The organism is Paenibacillus sp. QJM3NY_38 (genome assembly GCF_056173265.1).
Map to the genome: position 1 here is coordinate 1,933,834 of NZ_CM149665.1, position 16,692 is coordinate 1,950,525.

Consider the following 16,692-nt stretch of genomic DNA (forward strand, 5'->3'; position numbering starts at 1 on the left):
ACATAATGAGTGCGTGAGGCTAGAGGTGAATGATGAATAATAGACGGATACCCAAATATATTGTATTAAAAAACGAACTGCTCTCCTGGTTTGAATCCGGAAGGCTTCAAGCAGGCAAACAGGTTCCTTCGGAGCATGAAATCGCCGACCAGTTCGGCGTAAGCCGCCAGACGGTCCGCCAAACGTTCGGCGAGTTGGAGAAGGAGGGCTGGCTGGAACGGATCCAGGGCAAAGGGACGTTCGCCAGAAATCCCGACCGGCGGGAGAGTGAGCAGGTTAAGACGATCGGCATCATTACAACCTACATCTCGGATTATATCTTCCCGCATATCGTTCGGGGAGCGGAGGCGGAGCTGCGCAGCAAGGGATATCGCCTGCTGCTCTCCAGTACCGATAACAACAAGGAGAAGGAGATGGAGAGTCTTCAGCTCATGACCAGCCAGCCGCTCAGCGGGCTCATTATCGAGCCGACCAAGAGTGCGGAGGGGAACCCGAATTTGACGTATTTCCTGTCCCTGCAGGAGAAGGGAATTCCGTTTTTGATGATCAATGAGAAGTATCGGGAGCTGGAATGTCCTTGTCTGAAGCTTGATGATGAGCTTGGCGGATACAAGGCCGCACGTCATTTGATCGAGAACGGACATCAAGCGATAGCCGGATTCTTCAAGCGGGATGATCTTCAAGGCGTGAACCGGTTGAAAGGCTTCTTACGTGCACATCGCGAGGCTGGAATTCCCGTTTCACCGGAGCGGGTGGTTACGTATACAACGGAGCAGAAGGGAAGTCTTCCGTATGATCAGGCCATCCAGTTGCTGAAGCAGCCGGAGGAGCAGCGACCGACGGGGTTTGTATGTTATAACGACGAGCTGGCTGTATCTTTAGTGGAGGCTGCCGGGCAATGCGGACTGCAAATTCCGCAGGACGTGTCCATGGTCGGCTTCGATGATTCGACGCTTGCCGTTGCTTCCGGCGTGAAGCTGACGACGATGACCCACCCGAAAACAGAGATGGGAATCATGGCGGCCAGACAATTAATTAGTATGATTGAGTTTCATACCGTTATAGAGGATACGGTGTTTCAGCCGGAGTTGGTGGAGAGAGAATCGGTGAAGAAACGGTAGAGAATAAGGGAGTAAAGGGTCCGAGTTTCGGACCCTTGTCTGCCAACTTGTACGTACAACTATTTTTTTCAAATATAGAGAGGAGCGGTTGTTCATGTTGGAGGATTTAAAGCAGCAGGTGCTGGAGGCGAATCTGGAGCTTCCCAAGCACGGACTCGTTACCTTTACATGGGGAAATGTCAGCGGCATCGACCGTGAACGTGGACTGTTTGTCATTAAGCCAAGCGGTGTGCCTTATGAGGAATTAAAAGCGGCCGACATGGTCGTTCTGGATTTGAAGGGAAATGTCGTTGAAGGGGATATGCGTCCCTCCTCCGATACCCCGACTCATCTGGTCCTATATCAGAACTTTAAAGAGATCGGCGGAATTGTGCATACCCACTCACCATGGGGAACGAGCTGGGCTCAAGCTGGACGTGCGCTTCCTGCCTACGGAACGACGCACGCCGACTATTTTTACGGAGAGATTCCGGTTACGCGGCCCATGACCCGCGAAGAAATTGAGGGGGCCTATGAGCTGGAGACGGGCAACGTTATTGTCGAGCGATTCGCGGACCTGGATCCGAACATGGTACCCGGTGTGCTTGTCCATTCGCATGCGCCATTCGTGTGGGGCAAGGATCCGCATAATGCGGTGCATAATGCGGTAGTGCTGGAAGAGTGCGCCAAGATTGCAGCCCGGATGCAGCAAATTAATCCGGAAACCGAACCGATGGATCAGACGCTGCTGGATCGCCATTTTTTGCGGAAGCATGGAGTTAATGCCTATTACGGTCAAAAGTAACGATTGTATTCATCATTCATGATTTCATCTGTAGGAGGAAATGAGATGGGGAATAAATACACCATTGGTGTCGATTACGGAACGCAGTCCGGACGTGCTGTGTTGGTTAATTTGGCTGACGGGCAGGAAATAGCGGATCATGTTACGCCCTACCGGCATCATGTCATCGATGAGTTTTTGCCAGGTTCCGGTAAGAAGCTGGAGCACGACTGGGCGCTTCAGCATCCAGGGGATTATCTGGAGGTTCTGAAGGTATCCGTGCCTGCCGTTATTCAGCAATCCGGCATTGATCCGGCGGATGTGATCGGCATCGGCATTGATTTTACGGCCTGCACCATGCTGCCCGTTGACGAGCTTGGGGAGCCGCTCTGCTTTCAACCGGAGCTGGCCGACCAGCCGCACAGCTGGGTTAAGCTCTGGAAGCATCATGCCGCCCAGCCTGAAGCAGACACGATCAACGAGATTGCCGCCGAGCGCGGAGAAGCCTTTTTACCTCGCTATGGCGGGAAGATTTCTTCCGAATGGATGATTGCCAAGGTTTGGCAAATTCTTGATGAGGCACCGGCGATCTATGAACGTGCGGACCGATTCCTGGAAGCGACCGATTGGGTCATTTCCCAAATGACCGGCCAGATTGTCCGCAACAGCTGTACGGCTGGTTACAAGGCGATATGGCATAAACAAGACGGATATCCAAGCAAGAAATATTTTAAGGCGCTGGACCCCCGGTTGGAGGATCTGACCGATACAAAGCTGCGCGGAGAGGTCCGTCCCCTCGGCAGCAGCGCAGGCGGTCTTACTGAGAAGATGGCGGAGATGATGGGCTTAACTCCAGGGATTGCCGTGGCCGTCGGCAACGTTGACGCTCATGCCGCGGTGCCTGCGGTCGGTGTCGTCACACCGGGCAAGCTGGTGATGGCGATGGGCACATCGATCTGCCATATGCTGCTCGGTACCGAAGAGAAGCAGGTTGAAGGGATGTGCGGTGTCGTCGAGGATGGCATCATTCCCGGATTATACGGTTATGAAGCCGGGCAATCGGCAGTAGGCGATATTTTTGAATGGTACGTCGAGGAAGCACTTCCCGCGTATGTAAAAGAAGCTGCGTCCGAGGAAGGAATCGGCGTGCATCAATGGCTTGAGCGAGAAGCGGCTGCCTATAAGCCGGGTCAAACCGGATTGCTTGCACTGGATTGGTGGAACGGCAACCGTTCCGTGCTGGTGGATACGGATCTGACCGGGCTGATGTTAGGGATGACCCTGTTGACGAAGCCGCAGGAAATCTACCGTGCCTTGCTTGAGGCGACCGCATTCGGCACGCGCAAAATTGTGGACGCTTTTCACGAGAACGGTGTCGCGGTGGACGTCCTGTATGCTTGCGGCGGACTGCCTCAAAAGAACCGTCTCTTGATGCAGATTTATGCGGATGTGACGAATCGCGAAATTATGGTGGCTGATTCCAAACAGACGCCGGCGCTTGGTGCCGCGATGTTCGCTGCAGTCGCTGCGGGCGAGGCGCAGGGCGGGTATGATTCGATTATCGATGCCGCCGAGAAGATGGCACGGGTGAAGGAAGAGACCTTCAAGCCGATTCCGGAGCATGTGGAAGTGTATGAGCAGCTGTATCAGGAATACAGCAAGCTGCATGACTATTTTGGCCGGGGCGAAAACGACGTGATGAAGCGGCTGAAACGGATTAAGCAAACGGCTGAATAGGCCCTGTCAGACTAGAAGCCTGAATAAATACGGCAGGATGGGATGAAGGAGAGGAACGAACGTGACGGATTACTTGAACGATGCAAAAGGTTTAATGAACCGGATTAGGGAGCTGCAGCCGACGTTCCGCGGGCTAGAAACCATGGTGCTTGAGCCTGGCGCTGTGCAAGACGTGCCTTCGTATCTTAAACGGCAGGGCCTCAGTTCACCAATCGTTGTTGCAGATGCGAATACGTATGAAGCGGCGGGTAAAAAGCTGGTGCAGAGCCTGGAAGCCGATGGTCAGAAGCCCCGGCTGTGTCTGATTCAGCCAGATGAGCAAGGCGACGTTGTCGCGGATGAACGCTCCTTAATGCAGCTGTTTATCGAAGTGGAGCCTGAAGGGACAGGATGCCTGATCGCTGTGGGGTCCGGGACCATTCATGACATTACGCGCTTTGTGAGTCATCGGAGCGGCAAGCCGTTTATCTCGGTACCTACGGCACCTTCGGTCGACGGCTTTACTTCGGCGGGAGCGCCGATCGTGGTCCGGGGAGTCAAGCAAACCTTTGCGGCCACAGCTCCGATCGCGATATTCGCCGATCCGGACATTCTTGTGAAGGCACCGCAGCCGCTGGTAGCGGCAGGCTTTGGCGATATGCTAGGCAAATATACATCGCTGCTGGATTGGAAATTCTCTTCGACCACGGCCGGCGAGCCCTATGATGAACAGGTGGCGGCCATTACGGAGAAGGCGCTTGAGGCTTGCATTCAGCATGTGGAGGCGATTGGCCAGCGCACGGAGGAAGGGATTCGCATTCTGATGACGGCTTTAATCGAGTCGGGTATCGCGATGCTGCTGTTCGGTCAGTCCCACCCTGCCTCCGGGGCGGAACATCATCTGTCGCATTATTGGGAGATGGAGTACTTGCGCCGCGGCAACCGGGCCCTGCTGCATGGTGCCAAAGTGGGGGTGGCCTGCAGCGAAATATCGAGCCTTTATCACGACGCGGCCGATAAGGGCATGTATCCTCATGCCGAGCCTACACATTGGGAGACATATAGAGAGCAGGTTCGGGAGTGGCTGCGTAAGGTCCCTTCGAAGGAGGAGATCGCCGAGCTGCTGCGGCAAGCCGGAGGTCCGTCAACCCTGCAGGAGCTTGGCATTGATGACGAGCTGTTCCGGGAGAGTCTTCAGGAGGCGCACACGCTGCGCGACCGCCATACCATTTTGAGGGCATTGAACGAGGCCAAGGTTGGTTAGAAAAGACGGGACAGTCCATGGAAGTGGATGAATCATGAACTGTAATCGTTCAATAAAACAGTGAAGTTATCATTCTTGTTCTTAACACAGGCATATGATGGTATCCAAGAAAAAGGGGCCCTTTATGATCGAATGATCATGGAGAGCCCCTTTTTGTTGAAATCCTATGTGTCTCAAAGCATTCAAATAACGTATCATAATCCATCGGTTCTTGTACGCGTGAGGCTTGTATTCCACCGATACCGCTAATTCCCTCTTAATCTTCCTTCACATCATACAGCACGCGAGCCAACAGGTCCTGGCTGTAGTTGCCGAAATGCTTGCCGTAAATCGTTAAACCGCGTTTATTAACAGATCGCTCGTTAACGGCGATCCTGAAGGTGAGCTCGCTCTTGTAATCAAGCTGAATCTGGTTCAGCCCGACATCCGAAATGCGGCATCCATCGATAAAGCTGCCTTCCTTGTTAATCCGGATCAGCTTCAACATGCCGTATTGATTCAAATGCGGCGGCCACCATTCCGGGTTGAAGGTACCGCGTTTGTCTCCGAAATCCCCCGGACTTGTCCAGCTGCCAATCTCGATCCCGTTAACGTAAAAGAAAATGTCCGATGGATAATTGTCGCAATATCCCGGCGCCTCGGAGCCAAGCTCTAGAGAGAATTGGATCTCGCGGAACGATTGGTTGGACTTCAAATAATTCGGAATCCGGTATTCCAGGAAACCTTCGGTAAGCCAGATGATCTCCGAGTTGATCCGCTCCGGATCGGCGAAATAACGCGGATCGTCAAAATCTCCGATAATGCTGTCCTTGGTCGCAAGCCCGCAGGTCGGGATAGCATGATAATCGCTGTAATGGCCGACCTGAATCTCCACCTCGTACAAGTTATCAATGTCCTTGCTGCGAAGATCAACCATGAGGGTATCTTTATTCAGGTAGCAGATTTTCTGAATGCCATGCTTCCCCCCAGTCGTATTGATTTCGATCAGGCCGCTATCTTCCAATTTCTTGATATGCATGGTAATAGCGCCATTGCTGAGATTCAGCCTGTTCGCGAGATCGTTCAGGTTCAAGCTTTGGTTCTTGGCCAGCAGTTCCAGAATTTGAATGCGAATTTCCGAGCTGAGCGCTTTAAAAATATCAAGCCCGCTCATTAAATCTTTAATGTAGATCATCTTATCTCAAACCTTCTTCCGATTAGAGGATTATATAACGATGGTAAATAGGGAAAGACTTTTATTTCAAATAATTATAAATCAATATGAGCGCTAAATAAAGATGTCATCTAATTCTTCATGAATTTGATTGAAAAATAACAATTTGAATAGTTAAAAATCATTTTGTTTGAAATTATTATGAAAATAATAAATCGAGACATACGAAAAAGTGGTGATTTTGAGCAGAACCAAACGATTTTTTAGGGGGGAAACAATTTATTTCTAATTTATATAAATCATTTTACATTTCTATATTTACAGCCGACCTCTCATATGATATTTTATACATGAAAACGAATTCATTCAATATTATTTGAATTGTTTCATAATTATATCGACGGAAGGTGAAGGACTTGGCAGCTGAGAAATTGAAAGCACGTATGATCGTGGATAAGTCGTTTCGGATCGCGCAAGTTGATAACCGTATTTATGGTTCGTTCATTGAACATCTGGGCCGCGCTGTATATGGCGGGATTTACGAACCCGGTCATGAAACCGCGGATGCAGGCGGCTTTCGTAACGACGTGAAGGAACTGATCAAGGAACTGGATGTCCCGATTATAAGATATCCCGGCGGGAATTTTGTATCGGGTTATAACTGGGAAGATGGCGTAGGTCCTGTTGCCGAACGGCCAAAGCGGCTGGAGCTGGCCTGGAGAACGCTGGAGCCGAACGATGTCGGCACGAACGAGTTTATATCCTGGGCCAAGGAAGTGGGCTCGGATGTCATGATGGCCGTGAATTTGGGTACTCGGGGGATCGACGCCGCCAGAAATCTGCTGGAATACACCAACCATCCCGGAGGCACATACTGGAGTGATCTAAGACGCAGTCATGGTTATGAACAGCCGCACAAGATCAAGACCTGGTGCCTTGGCAACGAGATGGATGGACCTTGGCAGATCGGACATAAGACCTCGACGGAATACGGCCGGCTTGCGCTGGAGACGGCAAAAGCCATGCGGCTTGTCGACCCGACCATTGAACTGGTTTCATGCGGAAGCTCGAGCACGGGGATGCCGACATTCCCTGAATGGGAAGCCGTGACGCTGGATCATACGTACGAGGCGGTTGATTACATATCGCTGCATCAATATTACGGTAACCGCGATAACGATACCGCCAACTATCTGGCCCTTTCCCTGGATATGGATCACTTTATTCATACGGTCAAATCCACCTGCGATTACATCAAGGCTAAGAAACGCAGCAAAAAGACGATGTATCTCAGCTTCGACGAGTGGAATGTCTGGTACCATTCCAATGACGCCGACAGGCAGATTGATCCATGGAGCATTGCTCCGCCGCAGTTGGAGGATGTGTATAATTTCGAGGATGCCATTCTTGTCGGCAGCATGCTGATCACCTTCCTGCGCCACGCAGACCGGGTGAAGATGGCTTGCCTGGCACAGCTCGTCAACGTAATCGCGCCGATTATGACCGAGAACGGCGGCCGTTCTTGGAAGCAGACGATTTTTTATCCGTATCTGCATGCTTCCAGATTTGGACGGGGCGTATCGCTGCTGCCGATCGTTGAGTCACCGAAGTATGATTCCAAGGATTTTACCGATGTTCCGTATTTGGACAGTGCGGTTGTTCATAACGAAGAGGATGAAGAAATTACGATCTTTGCCGTGAATCGTCATCTGGAGGAAGCATTGGAGCTCGAATGTGATGTGCGCAGCTTTGAAGGCTACCGACTGTTGGAGCATATCGTGATGGAGCATGAGGATCTGAAAGCGGTGAATACCGCATCCGAGGAAAGAGTCAAGCCTCATCATCAGGGTGGAGCTAAGCTTGATAATGGCATAGTTACCGCAAGGTTGGGCAAAGCATCATGGAACGTTATTCGCTTGAAAAAAGCTTAAGGAAATTCACGGGGGAGTTGAATCATGGACTGCCCCATCTCCCAAATACTCATATCAAATTACACACATTATGAAAGCGCTTTATTTCTGGAGGAGAGCAGAAGTACGATTTTTGAAGTGTAGGTTTGTATGAACGAACATTAAGGGAGGTCCAGTAGGATGATGAAAAAATGGATGGTTGTATTCATGGTGTTATGTTTGACGCTGTTTCTGTGGGGGTGCGGTAAATCGAACAATGCCGGCGGCGAAACCTCGGTTCTGGATGGCGGGGCAGGGGAAAGCGCTACGGAGTTGTCTTATTGGACGTTTGTTGAGCTGCATGGACAGCATTTCGAGAAAATGCTGGGTAAATGGAACGCTGAGAATCCCGAACGCCAAATCAAGCTGAACGTGACGGTCATGCCGTATGACGACATGCATAACAAATTGTCTATAGCGGTTCAATCGGGGACAGGGGCACCCGACATTGCGGATATCGAGCTTGGGAAGTTTCCGGATTTCCTGTCCGGTACGCCGCAGCTGGAACCGCTCAATGACGTGATTGATCCATATTGGGATACCATTGTCAAATCCCGAATTGACCTATACAGCAAGGAAGATGTTAACTACGGCATCCCGACCCATGTTGGCGCATCCGTTGCCTTCTATAATACCGAGATTTTGGAGGAGGCCGGGGTCAACTATGAGGATATCGTAACTTGGGAGGATTTCAAGCAGGCGGGTATCCAGGTGTATGAAAAAACAGGCAAGTACATGGGAACAGCCGATACAAGCGCAGCCTGGCAAGCTTCCATGCTATTGGCACAGCAAGGCGCGGATCTGACGGACGATTCCGGCAATCCGATCGTGAACTCGGAAGCGATGGTGAAGGCCATGACGCTGCTCAAGGACTTGCAGGATAACAATGTCATAGCGACCATTGCCGGCGGCCAGCCTGATACCGAAGAAGCCTATGGGGAGTTTAATGCAGGAAATTACGCTACGGCCTTTATGCCGCTGTGGCAAATGTCCAGATACACCAACTACATGTCCGACTTGTCCGGGAAAATAGCCATTGCGCCGATTCCGGTCATTGAAGAAGGAATGCCAAGATCGGTTGGCGGCGGCGGCACCGGCACGGTCGTTACCAAGACCGCAAAAGACGTACAGCTGGCGAAAGACTTTCTGGCATTCGCCAAGCTGTCCCTGGATGCCAATAAAGAGATCTGGAACACGCTGGGATTCGATCCGGTTAATATGGACGTTTGGGATATGAAGGATGTTACGCACAATGCCGAGAATCAGTTCGTGAAATATTTTGTCAATAACCCGTTTGAAGTGTTGAATGAGATCCGGGATGAAATCCGGTTAATCAAATCGACCTCCGCATCGCCTACCATCAATAACGTCCTGTGCACCACGACCTTTAACGAGATTTTTGAGGATGGCAAGGACATTACCGAAGCACTGAATGATGCCCAGAAGCAAATTGAACAGGAATTGAAATGACACTCGCTCAAACGGTACAAAAACGAAGAGCTGCTCATGGATTCGTCGGTGAGCGGCTCTCATTAAAGGAGTAGAATCATGATTAAAAAATTTCTGTACTCGCAAAAGGTTGCTCCTTACGTGTTTGTCCTGCCCTTTATTCTGGTATTCCTCATATTCTGGGTGTTTCCGCTGGGCAGCTCGTTTAGCATGAGCTTTCAGAAGACGCAGCTCGGGCAGGAGGCGGATTGGATCGGCTTGGCTAACTACGGGAAGCTGATGGGGGACGGCGTCTTTCTGAAGGCGGTGACGAACAGCGCGATATACATGATCCTGACGCTCCTTATTCTCATTCCGTTTCCCATGCTGTTCGCTGTGTTGATCAACAATAAGTTTATGTGGGGAAGAGAGTTTTTCAAGTCATCCTTTTTCTTCCCGGCACTGACGTCGGTTGTTGTAGCAGGCACCATTTTTCGGCTGATGTTCGGCGAGATGGAAGGGTCGCTCATTAACAGTATACTGGGGTGGTTCGGGATCGACCCGGTGAAGTTTCTGAAGGGACAGGTTACCGGTTTTATTGCTCTGGTAGCTCTTGCCACATGGCGGTGGACGGGAGTGAATATGCTCTATTTTTTATCGGGGCTCAAAAACATCCCGGGCGAATATTACGAGGCGGCATCCATCGATGGGGCTTCGGCCTTTCAGAAGTTTACCAAAATCACGATGCCTTTGCTGAAGCCAACCACGATTTATGTGTTAACGATCAGCATTTATGCGGGGCTTGCCATGTTTATCGAGAGCATGATGCTCTGGAACGGCAACAACTCCCCGAAAAATATAGGCCTCACAATCGTTGGTTATCTGTACCGTCAAGGCATTGAGAAGAACAATCTGGGTTATGCGGCCGCTGTAGGGATTGTGCTGCTGGCAATCACCATGCTCATTAACCTGACGCAGCTGAAGCTCTCCGGCATGTTCAAGAAGGAGGATTGAGGATGAGAAGAGAAACGCTGGTCAAAATAATCCTCTTCATTTTGTTCTCCATACTTTGCTTTTTAATCCTGGTCCCTTTCTACGCCGTCACCATTGCCTCGTTTAAACCCGGCGAGGATTTGATCCGGTATGGACTGAATCTGAAATTTGATCTGTCGGTGATGAGCCTGGACAATTTCACCTACCTGTTTACGGGCGACCACTCCTACTTCATGTGGTTTTTTAACTCCTTGCTCCTTACGGTGGTGCAGGTTACGTTAACCCTGCTGGTCAGCGCAACCGTTGCTTACGGGTTTGCAGCCTACGATTTCATCGGCAAGAACTTCTTGTTTATCTGCGTGCTTCTGATTATGATGGTTCCTTTTGAAATTCTTCTTCTTCCGCTATACTCCCTGACGTACAACCTGGGCCTCATGAATTCATACTCGGCGATAGTCCTGCCGGGGATCGCAAGCGCGGCCACGATTTTCTTCTTCAGGCAGTATTTAAGAGGGGTTCCAAAAGAAATGATTGCGGCAGGGCGGGTGGACGGCGCGACGGAATACGGAATCTATATGCGGTTGATCCTGCCTGTGATGAAGCCATCCTTCGCTGCTATGGCGATCCTGAACGGCATGAACAGCTGGAACAACTTTCTGTGGCCGTTCATGGTGCTCAGCGACGATAGCAAGTATACCCTTCCGATCGGATTGAAGACGCTCTTGACCCCTTACGGGAACAACTATGATTTATTAATTGTCGGCTCCTTCTTATCGATCATTCCGATCTTTATTTTGTTCATGGCCTTCCAGAAGTATTTTATCGACGGAATGACGGCGGGGGCGGTGAAAGGATGATCGCTTGATTGACAGGAAGAACCCGACCTTGCAGGCGGCACCCCAAATCCGCTATGATACAAGGAAACACGCGTGCTTACGTGTTTGATTTGATGAATGAGGTGACCGTACCCTTGCATCCTGTAACTCGGGCTCTATTATGGATAGGTGGCGCTCTAATTGTAATCGGGCTGCTGTGGCCTGTCATTGGACGATTTGTCGGCCGGCTGCCAGGTGACATCGTGGTGGATAAACCCCATGTCAAAATTTATTTTCCGATTGTAACCTGCCTCGTCATCAGCGTGGTGGGCTCGTTGATTCTGTTTCTGATCCAGCAGTTTCGTAAATAGCAGAGATATCATCAGAAAAACGTCTATCGACTTACTTTCTTTAGAAGACAGACCGCGGTTAGGGGATGTTTTTCTTGCGATATCAGGAAGGCTTAAGCTTCGGAGTTTATACTCCTGATATCTTAAAAACCAGGCCGGCTAGGGCAAACCCTTAGCCGGCCTGGTTACATGTTAGAGAGAAACTTACTTCTGAATGATGGTAATCTCGGCATTCGGATCCAGGCTTCTCACGATGGATTTGAACCTGGGCATCTCCAGAATGTGAACCCGATAGACCAGCTGCATCGAACCGATGGTGTCACCATCATGCATAGCGTCATCTTTCGTGTTAGGAGCTTGGGATTCATACCCCATGATGGCTTTCATGCTGTGTCTGATTTCCGCTTCGCTCACGCTGAGAATTCGGACCTCTCGTTTAAGCGGAAGGCTTGAAGTCGTAATACGTCCGGTCTCCAGCGCCATCAGGCATGCGATTGCAGAGTACATCGCTCGTTCCCAGCCGAGCAGCAGTCCGGCCAATGACAGTACGAATGTATTGACCATGATATGGACGTATGGCAGCTTTAAACGGGTTAACAGATGTGACATCTGCTGCGGCATCTTGGGCATTTGGAGTGTGTCCAGGACGACGCCGTAACGAAGGCCGAGTCCGATGCCCAGCCCAAGGATAATGCCGCCGATACCTGCGCTCCCGATGTTGCTGTCAATGAGAGCGGGAACCGGAAAAAACAGGATCGAGCATACGGAAAAAGTAAGCAGCCCGACGGTGGCAATGACGGCTTTTTCCCGGTTGGACCTACGGTAGGCCAGCAGGAGCAGAGGCAGGTTTAATGCAAACAGAAACATGCCGGTATGAAGTCCCGTCAGATGCGAAGCGAGCGCAGAGATTCCCGTCACGCCGCCCGCGATGATGCCGCTGGGAACAAGAAATAAATCTAAACCGAATGCCGCTATCAGGCCTCCGATGGCAGCCATGCTCATTCTTCTTCGTGTACTTGCCTTATTTACGACCTTTTGCGGACCGTTCGTTACCCGGACCGGGGCTTGAACCATAGGCAATGTACCCTCCTTTATCCGCTAGCACTTTCATCCTTTAGCTTCGGTTTAACCGGTTTCTTCTCCTTATAGTCTTTAAATTTAATGATTTTGTTCAAGAAGTTATACACATGCTTGGACTCCTTGGTGAGCAGCGGTCCGAGTATGGCCAGTATCAGCACATACAGTGCTGCGAACGGCTGAATGAAGGTTGCAAGCCCGCCCGCTTTACCCATATTCGCGAGAATAATGGAGAATTCTCCGCGGGATACGATGGTCAGACCGATATTGGAGGATGCTTTGGAGGACAATCCCGCACTGCGTCCTGCAAGCATGCCTGCAATAAAGTTGCCAAGGAGCGTGATGATCACGGCGATCAGCGATAACCACACAGCTCCGCCAAGCTCGGAAGGTACAATCGTTAAACCGAAGCTAAAGAAGAATATGGCTCCAAAGAAATCACGGAATGGTAATATCAAATGCTCAATGCGTTCACGATGCTCTGTCTCAGCCAGGACAAGCCCGACGAGCAGAGCGCCGATGGCCTCGGCGACATGAATCGTCTCGGCGAATCCTGCGAGGAGGAACAACGCGCCAAAAACAACTAAGGCAAACAATTCGTTCGACCGTATATTTAATGCTTTATTCAGAAGCGGTACGGCTTTACGGCCGATAATAAGGACAAGCAGCATAAATCCGAGGGCGATCACCGCAGATAACAGTACTCCGCCCAGCGATGATGATCCGCTCAATACGAGACCGGACAGAATAGAGATATAGACAGCCAGGAAAACATCCTCGAACATGATAATACCAAGAATCATCTCGGTTTCGGGATTCGCCGTTCTTTTCAGGTCAACCAGCACCTTCGCTACGATCGCGCTTGAGGAGATGGTGGTTATTCCCGCAACAATGAGTGTTTCCGCCACGGGGAAACCGGAAAAGATCCCGATCATCAGTCCAAGCGTAAAGTTAATGGCAATATAGATGCTGCCGCCAACAACGATGGACTTCCCTGATTTGATTAACCGGCCGACCGAGAATTCAAGGCCAAGATAGAACAGAAGGAACAGCACGCCGATGCGACCCATAAAGTCGATGAATGGGGCACTTTCTATAAAACGAAAATCGAATGATCCAAAATGAAAAGCATGAGGCCCTACCGCCATCCCCACCAGAATGTAGAAAGGGACGACGGAAAACCGGAGTTTAGCTGATAGCAACCCCGCCAGGGCGATCAGGAAAATCGCCAGTCCAACTTCTAAAACCAAATGATCCATTCATCAACCACGTCCGTTCATCAAGATTTGTTTAAATAGCCGCTGTTGTTGACGTTCACCGACGACAACGAGAGTCGAGTCCGGCGTAATAATAACGTCAGGTCCGGGATTGATTTGTTTACTGTTTTTATCAACTGTGGCAATGATGGTTGCACCTGAGGCTTGACGTACGCCCAAATCACCAATCGATTTGCCCGCCCCGTAATAATGGGGCTCGATGCGATACCATTCGATAATCAATTCGTCCAGCGCGATGTCGATCGTTTCCAGCGCTTTAGGTTTATAAGTGAGACCGCCAACGATGGCGGCAATTTGGCGAGCCTCATCATCATCCAGGGAAATCATGGAGATGCTTTCGTCCGGATCGTCATGCTCATAATGGTACATTTCACGGCGGCCGTCATCGTGGATGATAATGACCAGTTTATCGCCACCGCGGGTATCAATTACGAACTTCTTACCAATTCCGGGCAAATCTGTTTCGCGAACATGCATAGGTTAAAATCCTCCTAAAAATACACTTTTTTAGTTTTTTGCAGACCGGTCACACGGATCTCAAAATATACGCAGCCAAATACAACAATCCATTCAGGATGAAATTGTACAGTCTTTAATAAACCTATGTGCATACGTAAATCATCACAGGTTGATCGTAGGGTTGCCTGAGAAATGAGAAATTGGGCGAATTTAAGAAACCGCAGTCAGTTTGAAAGCGAAAAAGGGGAGGATACTAAACGAACTTCGATGTGTATTTAATGGGGAATAATAATAAAAGCCGGAGTCGAAGCGGAATGATCGGCCGATAAGGCAGACGTGTTTTGGGAGCCTGCAGCATGAGAACGGCCGACATCAATAAGAACAGCGGCAAGGCATTGCCGGCTGCCTTAAGTTTGGAGAGAATGTGAGAGTGTTTCAGAACAGCCGCTTTCAGATGATGGTCATGCTTGTATACATACCGCTCATCATGGGTTTCGCTGCTGTAGTACTCCTGGACGGGAATGTAAAGGGCAAATGCCGTAACCAGAACAAGTACCAGCATCCAAAGAATTCTTGCTGTTTTTAAGAAACAGTTCACGGTTACTCCCCCTTCGTCCCAAGCTTCTATGTTAATCATAACATAAAAATAATCGTTCTCAAAATGAGAACGATAAATTATTTTTGAACACTTTTACAGATTGATTTCATTTTTTACATTATATTGAAGCGAGACTTGTCTTACTTTTTGCGAAGTTTATCGTAATTTTCCGTATCGGGATCGATATCGATTTTCGATTCATCTTTGTCTTCCAAAACGCCAAGGACCAGATCGTCGAGTTTATCGGTTGCGGCTTGATCCGGACGATCGGGTTCGGGAATAGGGTCAACGCCGGGGAACTGTCCATCATATTCAGGTTTCTTTTTATTCATCAGGGCCTCATTCCTTTCTGGCAATATTTTGGCACAAAAGGATCTGTTATATGTAACGAATAAACGCGGGGGTTGAAAATGAAACAAGGCAAGCGATCATCAGCATGCAATAGTCTTTCTTCTATGTTATGTAGCCCTCTATATATTCATCTGCTATATACAAAATATGCTAGAATGTAGTGGAGGAATATTATACCAGGGGGTAATGTTAGTTATGAAGAAAAAAATGCTGTGCTGCACCATCGCTTTATTGCTTGTGTCCGGTTCGGTTGTTTCTGCTCATCCGGGAAGAACGGATGCCAATGGCGGGCATACCTGCCGTACCAATTGCGAACGCTGGGGTCTGTCTTATGGCGAGTATCATTATCATAACGGCGGAGGAAGCTCTTCAGGCAGCAAGTCGTCCTCATCCACGCCTAAAGCAAAATCATCGAAGAACGGTACAACAAAATCCGCTACGCCGAAGCCGGCAGCGCCGGCTTATGCCAAGTCGGGTCTTAAAGTTTTCGTGAACGGCAGCGTGGTGAAGTTTGGCAGTGAGCCGTTGGTGTATAACAACGTCAATTTGGTGCCGCTGCGGGAAATCGCTGAAGGAATGGGAGCTGAGGTTACCTGGAATCGCGAAGCGGCCAGCATTGGCGTGCAAAGAGGCAATCATAAAATAACACTTACGATTGGCAGCAAAACCGTTTTTTACAACGGCAAATCGGAATCCGTTACGGTCGCTCCAAAAGTGATCGACGGCGTGACGTACGTTCCGATTCAGGTGTTTGCAAGAGGGCTTGGTGCTGGCATGAACTATACCGATCATGATAAAATTCTGAGAATCTCCTTGTAGGAATATAAAATAAATACTGCTTCAAACGGGTGAACAGAGAGGGGAGAGCATACTTGAGTTTTTTTGATAAATTTAAGGCCGGTGTGTCCGACGCCGGAAACAAAGCCAAAACGCTGGTGGAGATCAATCGGTTAAAGCTGCAAAACAACGGTAAAAAAAGCGACATCGATGAACAGCTTCTGGAAATCGGCAAGGTTGTATTTGCTGCAACCGAAGCTGGGAAATGGCCGCCTGATCAGGAGAGTATTCAGAGCTACGTGGCCAAGATTCATCAATTGAATTTTGAAATCGAACAAAATCTGCTTCAAATCGCCAATCTTACGGATGAGAAGGTGTGCAGAGGCTGTGGGAACAGCTCCGCTATGAACGCTAAGTTTTGTGCCCACTGCGGCCGTACGTTCGAAGTGATCCAGGTGCAATCGGAAGAGCAGCGTAAAGAAATTCCGCTTCTGGAAGACGGCAGCGAACAAGAGGAACCGAAATAATATTATTGGTCTAACTGTCCTCACTATTTTGGGCGGGCCGATCAATTGGAGCGGGAGCTTATTCTTGCATGTGT

General features: G+C 49.7%; 17 protein-coding genes. 11 read left to right on the forward strand and 6 right to left on the reverse strand.

Annotation, left to right across the window (positions count from 1 at the left end; all coding sequences use genetic code 11):
• Positions 1–32 precede the first annotated feature (32 nt).
• The 4 genes from AC0VZ8_RS08495 to AC0VZ8_RS08510 all read left to right on the forward strand — a co-directional run bounded on the left by AC0VZ8_RS08495 (position 33) and on the right by AC0VZ8_RS08510 (position 4,864).
• Complete coding sequence (locus tag AC0VZ8_RS08495; protein ID WP_475487663.1) at positions 33–1,121, forward strand: substrate-binding domain-containing protein; 1,089 nt, start codon at positions 33–35, stop codon at positions 1,119–1,121.
• Between the two features lie 94 nt (positions 1,122–1,215).
• Complete coding sequence (araD, locus tag AC0VZ8_RS08500; RefSeq protein WP_475486621.1) at positions 1,216–1,905, forward strand: L-ribulose-5-phosphate 4-epimerase; 690 nt, start codon at positions 1,216–1,218, stop codon at positions 1,903–1,905.
• Between the two features lie 45 nt (positions 1,906–1,950).
• On the forward strand, positions 1,951–3,621 hold the full coding sequence (locus tag AC0VZ8_RS08505; RefSeq protein WP_475486622.1) for a ribulokinase: 1,671 nt from the start codon (positions 1,951–1,953) through the stop codon (positions 3,619–3,621).
• 61 nt (positions 3,622–3,682) lie between these two features.
• Complete coding sequence (locus tag AC0VZ8_RS08510) at positions 3,683–4,864, forward strand: sn-glycerol-1-phosphate dehydrogenase (RefSeq protein WP_260064379.1); 1,182 nt, start codon at positions 3,683–3,685, stop codon at positions 4,862–4,864.
• Between the two features lie 256 nt (positions 4,865–5,120).
• Here AC0VZ8_RS08510 and AC0VZ8_RS08515 read toward each other — a convergent pair whose 3' ends face one another.
• Positions 5,121–6,038, reverse strand: a complete 918-nt coding sequence (locus tag AC0VZ8_RS08515; protein WP_475486623.1) for an ArsR/SmtB family transcription factor — start codon at positions 6,036–6,038, stop codon at positions 5,121–5,123.
• Between the two features lie 422 nt (positions 6,039–6,460).
• Here AC0VZ8_RS08515 and arfA point away from each other — a divergent pair, with 422 nt between their 5' ends.
• The 5 genes from arfA to AC0VZ8_RS08540 all read left to right on the forward strand — a co-directional run bounded on the left by arfA (position 6,461) and on the right by AC0VZ8_RS08540 (position 11,573).
• Positions 6,461–7,948: an arabinosylfuranosidase ArfA gene (arfA, locus tag AC0VZ8_RS08520; RefSeq protein WP_475487664.1), complete on the forward strand. Its 1,488-nt coding sequence runs from the start codon at positions 6,461–6,463 to the stop codon at positions 7,946–7,948.
• A gap of 159 nt (positions 7,949–8,107) precedes the next feature.
• Entirely contained in the window at positions 8,108–9,436 is a 1,329-nt protein-coding gene (locus tag AC0VZ8_RS08525) for an ABC transporter substrate-binding protein (protein ID WP_475486624.1), read from the forward strand.
• Positions 9,437–9,514: 78 nt separating this feature from the next.
• The gene (locus tag AC0VZ8_RS08530) at positions 9,515–10,408 is read left to right on the forward strand and encodes a carbohydrate ABC transporter permease (protein WP_194541558.1); all 894 of its coding nucleotides are present in this window, start codon (positions 9,515–9,517) and stop codon (positions 10,406–10,408) included.
• Between the two features lie 2 nt (positions 10,409–10,410).
• Positions 10,411–11,244: a carbohydrate ABC transporter permease gene (locus tag AC0VZ8_RS08535; RefSeq protein ID WP_475486625.1), complete on the forward strand. Its 834-nt coding sequence runs from the start codon at positions 10,411–10,413 to the stop codon at positions 11,242–11,244.
• 113 nt (positions 11,245–11,357) lie between these two features.
• Positions 11,358–11,573 carry a DUF2905 domain-containing protein gene (locus tag AC0VZ8_RS08540; RefSeq protein WP_071223055.1) on the forward strand — a complete coding sequence of 72 codons (216 nt, stop codon included), beginning with the start codon at positions 11,358–11,360 and terminating at the stop codon, positions 11,571–11,573.
• Between the two features lie 183 nt (positions 11,574–11,756).
• On the opposite strand, the gene AC0VZ8_RS08545 is transcribed toward AC0VZ8_RS08540, so the two are convergent.
• From AC0VZ8_RS08545 to AC0VZ8_RS08565, 5 genes are all read right to left on the reverse strand, one after another.
• Positions 11,757–12,626, reverse strand: a complete 870-nt coding sequence (locus AC0VZ8_RS08545) for a YitT family protein (protein ID WP_260064450.1) — start codon at positions 12,624–12,626, stop codon at positions 11,757–11,759.
• Between the two features lie 17 nt (positions 12,627–12,643).
• Positions 12,644–13,888 (reverse strand): cation:proton antiporter, encoded by a 1,245-nt coding sequence (locus tag AC0VZ8_RS08550; protein WP_071222828.1) that lies wholly within the window; start codon positions 13,886–13,888, stop codon positions 12,644–12,646.
• A 3-nt stretch (positions 13,889–13,891) separates the two neighbouring features.
• Positions 13,892–14,383 (reverse strand): cation:proton antiporter regulatory subunit, encoded by a 492-nt coding sequence (locus AC0VZ8_RS08555; RefSeq protein WP_071222829.1) that lies wholly within the window; start codon positions 14,381–14,383, stop codon positions 13,892–13,894.
• Between the two features lie 235 nt (positions 14,384–14,618).
• Positions 14,619–14,963, reverse strand: a complete 345-nt coding sequence (locus AC0VZ8_RS08560) for a hypothetical protein (protein WP_162487655.1) — start codon at positions 14,961–14,963, stop codon at positions 14,619–14,621.
• A gap of 140 nt (positions 14,964–15,103) precedes the next feature.
• Positions 15,104–15,295, reverse strand: a complete 192-nt coding sequence (locus AC0VZ8_RS08565; protein WP_071222831.1) for a hypothetical protein — start codon at positions 15,293–15,295, stop codon at positions 15,104–15,106.
• A 214-nt stretch (positions 15,296–15,509) separates the two neighbouring features.
• On the opposite strand from AC0VZ8_RS08565, the gene AC0VZ8_RS08570 reads away from it, so the two are divergent.
• A complete protein-coding gene (locus AC0VZ8_RS08570) occupies positions 15,510–16,133 on the forward strand; it encodes a stalk domain-containing protein (protein ID WP_475486626.1) in 624 nt (207 codons plus the stop codon).
• Positions 16,134–16,186: 53 nt separating this feature from the next.
• The gene (locus tag AC0VZ8_RS08575; RefSeq protein WP_220686100.1) at positions 16,187–16,618 is read left to right on the forward strand and encodes a zinc ribbon domain-containing protein; all 432 of its coding nucleotides are present in this window, start codon (positions 16,187–16,189) and stop codon (positions 16,616–16,618) included.
• Positions 16,619–16,692 lie beyond the last annotated feature (74 nt).